4 protein-coding genes are annotated in these 4,432 nt (G+C 65.5%); 1 reads left to right on the plus strand and 3 read right to left on the minus strand.

Annotation, left to right across the window (positions count from 1 at the left end; translation table 11 throughout):
- Window positions 1-191: 191 nt before the first annotated feature.
- The 3 genes from PSV33_RS03195 to purM all read right to left on the minus strand — a co-directional run bounded on the left by PSV33_RS03195 (window position 192) and on the right by purM (window position 3,563).
- Window positions 192-1,127 carry a ParA family protein gene (locus PSV33_RS03195; protein ID WP_300558624.1) on the minus strand — a complete coding sequence of 312 codons (936 nt, stop codon included), beginning with the start codon at window positions 1,125-1,127 and terminating at the stop codon, window positions 192-194.
- 116 nt (window positions 1,128-1,243) lie between these two features.
- Window positions 1,244-2,467, minus strand: a complete 1,224-nt coding sequence (locus PSV33_RS03200) for an MFS transporter (RefSeq protein WP_300558627.1) — start codon at window positions 2,465-2,467, stop codon at window positions 1,244-1,246.
- Window positions 2,468-2,522: 55 nt separating this feature from the next.
- Entirely contained in the window at window positions 2,523-3,563 is a 1,041-nt protein-coding gene (gene purM, locus PSV33_RS03205; RefSeq protein WP_300558630.1) for a phosphoribosylformylglycinamidine cyclo-ligase, read from the minus strand.
- 93 nt (window positions 3,564-3,656) lie between these two features.
- Between purM and PSV33_RS03210 the strand changes: the two genes are divergently transcribed.
- Window positions 3,657-4,432, plus strand: a 776-nt coding sequence (locus tag PSV33_RS03210) for an AI-2E family transporter (RefSeq protein ID WP_300558633.1), incomplete at its 3' end; no start/stop codon positions are given.

The raw sequence follows: 4,432 nt of genomic DNA on the forward strand, positions 1-4,432 counted from the left end.
GCGGATCTGGCTTTGCCAGTCCGCAGGCGCAGCGGCCCCCTCGGGGGGCAGGGAGCTACACGAAGTGAACGACCGGGGGGCTCTTCTTTTTTCAAGCAGGGGGCCGCGGATCTGGCTTTGCCAGTCCGCAGGCGCAGCGGCCCCCTCGGGGGGCAGGGAGTTACACGAAGTGAGCGACCGTGGGGGCTTTATTAATTGGCGCTGCGCTTGAGAAAAGACGGAATCTGCCGGCCGTCGCCTGAAGAGCCGGTGCGTGCCAGGGTGGGTTTGGCCGGAGGCTGGGTCGGCGCAGTGGCCGTGCGGCCGGCGCTGAGCGTGGACATGCGGCCGCCCTGGACCATGGATTCCTGCGCTGGCATCAGGCTGCTGGACAGCGAGCCCAGACCTTTCGAAACCACCTCGCCAGGCGCGCTTTGGGGTGAAGCCGCGCCTCTGGGTACCAGGGTTCGTGCCTGGGGCCGAACCACCCCTGTGCCATCGTTGGCGGCCTGTGGCGGGTAGAGCTGGGGCTTGAGCCATTGCAATATGGGCGCCCACTGGGCCAGATCGGCGGCGGCCAACTGCGGCTGCAGGTCAAAAATCGTCAGACCGCGCTCCAGGCTGCGCACATAAAGCTGGGTTTCGCGCAGGGCCCCCAGAAAAGGCACGCCCAGCGATTCCGCCCATTCGTCCAGGGTTTGCGCGGCATTGGTACGCGCGTCGATACGCATGCCGACCACCGCCAGGCGGCAGCGGCCGCTGGCCACGCGAGGCATGGTCATCAGTTCGGCATGGCAGGCCTCGGCCGATTCGCGGTCGAACATCGAGTTGCACACCGGCATCACGATGGCGTCGGCAAACATCACGACCCGCGCGAGTTCAAAGCCGTGCATGCCGCCGGGGGTGTCAAGCACCACGTGGGTGATGCCGGTCGGCACACGCAACATGTTTTTCTGGTCCACCGCCCAGGGCGCGATGGTCGGCAAAGAGGGGTCGCGCCGTTTCAGCCAGGCTCGCGCCGATTGCTGCCGGTCCACGTCACCCAACATGACGGAGCTGCCATTGCGGGCGCACCAGGCCGCGATATGGGCGGCCAGTGTGCTTTTGCCACTGCCTCCCTTGCGGTTGACGACTGCGATGACCGGCATGAGCGCTCCAGGACTGGATGGGGTAGATGGAACAGTTTGATACAAAATGTCTCAAAAGTCCAGTCCGCCCAATGCACACGGGCGCAAGCAGCTAGTATTTTTGTAGCAAAAAAGTCTTAGTTGGGGGATGCTGCAGCTTCATCACGGATCCGTGCCCCGCGCCAGTACCCCAGCAGTGCCAGTGCTGCCAGGCTGAAGACCGCGCCAGCCGCAAAGGTTACCGGGGCGCCCAGCTGGTCCCACAACACCCCGGCCACCGCGCTGGCCAGCAGCATGGCCAGGCCGCTCATCAGGTTGAAAAAACCGAAGGCGGTACCGCGCAGGTCGGCCGGTGCGGTGTCGGTCACCATGGTGGCCAGCAGGCCCTGGGTCATCGCCATGTGCAGTCCCCACAGGGCGATGCCGGCCCAGACAAAGGTCCAGTGGTTGCCCGAGGCCAGCACCACATCGGCCGCGATCAGCACCAGCAGTCCCGCCGCCAGCAGTGTGGTGTGGCTCATCTTGTCCGACAGTTTGCCGAAGGGGTAGGCGCCCAGGGCGTAAACGATGTTCATGCCAATCAGCACCAGTGGCGTCCAGGCGATGGGCATGCCGCCCTGCAACGCGCGCAGCACCAAGAAGGCCTCGCTGAATCGCGCAAGGGTGAAAACAGCGCCGATCACGACCACGCGCCAGTACGGCGCCCCCAGGCGCCGCAACTCGTCCCGGCTGATCGGGTTGCGCCGCGGCGCCGCCACCTTGTCTGGTGCCGGTGCGGATTCCTGTACACCGAACAGCAGCAAGGCCACCGCCATGAAACCCGGGACCATGGCGACCCAGAAAATTGCCCGGAAGTCGTTGGCCCAGAGCAGCATCAGGCCCATGGCGAGCAGCGGCCCGACAAAGGCGCCCACGGTATCGAGCGACTGCCGCAGCCCGAAGGCCGCACCGCGCATGCCGGGCGGGGCCAGATCGGCCACCAGCGCATCCCGCGGCGCGCCGCGTATGCCCTTTCCGGTGCGGTCGATCAATCGGGCAGCCAGCACCATGCCGGTGCTGGTGGCCAGCGCAAACAGGGGCTTGGAGGCTGCGCCCAGGCCATAACCCAGCACCGCCAGTGGTTTGCGCCGGCCCCAGTAGTCGCTGAGCACGCCCGAGAAAACCTTGACGATCAGGGCCGTGGCCTCGGCAACCCCTTCGATCAGGCCGACCGCCCACATGCTGGTGCCCAGCACCGTCACCATGAAGACGGGCAGCAGGCTGTGGATCATCTCGGAGGAGATGTCCATCAGCAGGCTGACAAAACCCAGTGCCCAGATGGCGGCGGGAAGCCGTTGTGGCGGGACGATGGGGCCGGGCATGGCGGCGTGGTTTGTGCGGTTGGTGGCGCCAGCCCGGTGTCCGGTCCCTGTCGCCCTAGCTGACGGTGACGGCGGCGCCGTCGCCCTGCGGCGCAATCACGCCGATCTCGTACACCTGTTCGCCGGCGTCGCGCAAGGTTTGCGCGGTGGCTTCAGCGTGGGCGGCATCCACCACCACCACCATGCCGATGCCGTTGTTGAAGGTGCGGTTCATCTCGAAGTCGGAGATGGCGGCGGTTTTCTGCAGCCAGGCAAACAGTTCTGTCTGCGGCCAGCTGCCCTTTTTCAGGTGGGCGGCCGTGCCTTCTGGTAACACGCGCGGAATGTTTTCCAGCAGGCCGCCGCCGGTGATGTGGGCCAGTGCCTTGATCGGGTGGGCGGCCAGCGCGGCCAGCACGTTTTTCACGTACAGGCGGGTCGGCGCCATCAGGGCCTGCCTGAAAGGTTGGCCGTCCAGCGTGGCCGGCAGGTCGGCGCCGGCGCGCTCGATACATCTGCGCACCAGGCTGAAGCCGTTGGAATGCACGCCGCTGCTGGCCAGGCCCAGCACCACGTCGCCGGGCTGGACATCCTTGCCGGTGAGGATTTTGGATTTTTCAACGGCGCCCACGGCAAAACCGGCCAGGTCGTATTCACCCTCGGGGTACATGCCGGGCATTTCGGCGGTTTCGCCGCCTATCAGCGCGCAGCCGCTGAGTTCGCAGCCTCTCGCAATGCCGCCCACCACGGCCGCCGCGGTGTCCACATCGAGCTTGCCGCAGGCAAAGTAGTCCAGAAAGAACAGCGGCTCGGCACCCTGCACCAGCACGTCGTTGACGCTCATGGCCACCAGGTCGATGCCCACGGTGTCGTGCATGCTCCATTCAAAAGCCAGGCGGAGCTTGGTGCCGACACCATCGGTGCCGCTGACCAGGACCGGCTCCTTGTAGCGCTTGGGCACCTCGAACAGTGCGCCAAAGCCGCCAATTCCGGCCAGCACGCCTTCGCGCATGGTTTTTTTGGCCAGGGGCTTGATGCGTTCAACCAGCGCGTCGCCCGCGTCGATGTCAACGCCAGCGTCTTTGTAGTTCAGGGGGGAAGGGGAGGAGGTGGTCATGCTGCTTGGGTGGTGGGAAGGGGCCGGCGGGACGGACATGCAAGCCCGATAGAATCCAAGCCAAGATTCTAAGGGTTCACCCCGTCCGCCTGCATGCAATTTACTTCCACCCAAAAACGTACCGCCGCCTGGTGCCTGATCGCGGCCCTGGTGATGCTGGCGTTGTGGCTGCTGGGGCCGGTGTTGACGCCTTTTGTGGTGGGCGCCGTGCTGGCCTATGTGCTGACGCCGGTGGTGAACTGGCTCGACGGCCTGGGCCGCGGCCGGATGCCGCGCGTGCTGGCCGTCCTGATCGTGGAGACCCTGTTCCTCCTGGTCCTGCTGTCCATCCTGCTGCTGGTGGTGCCGATTTTTGCCAAGGAATTGCCGCTGCTGCGCGAGCAGCTGCCCTTGCTGGCCGATCGCGTCAACTCCGCGCTGGGGCCGTGGCTGGCGCAGTTCGGCATCAAGGTGTCGCTGGATGTGGCCAGCATCAAGGCCTTTGTCGTGAAGTACCTCAACGCCAACTTTGAAGATGCCTTCGGCTCGGTCCTGTCCTCGCTCAAGCTGGGCGGCAGCGTGGCACTGGCCATCGTGGGCAATGGCGTGCTGATTCCGGTGGCCCTGTTTTTCCTGCTCAAGGACTGGGACCGTTTCGTCGGCCTCGTGGTCGAGCTGGTGCCGCCCAAGCTGCGCGCTTCGTTTGACAGTTTCATGGCCGAGTCCGACCTGGTGCTGGGCCAGTACCTGCGCGGCCAGTTTCTGGTCATGGGCACGCTGGCGGTTTATTTCAGCGTGGCGCTGGCCCTGTTCGGGTTCGACCTGGCGGTGCCGGTCGGTGTGTTCACCGGCCTGGCGTTTTTCATCCCTTACCTGGGCTTCGGACTGGG

The sequence above is a fragment of the Polaromonas sp. genome (assembly GCF_029945895.1).
Taxonomy (GTDB): domain Bacteria; phylum Pseudomonadota; class Gammaproteobacteria; order Burkholderiales; family Burkholderiaceae_C; genus Polaromonas.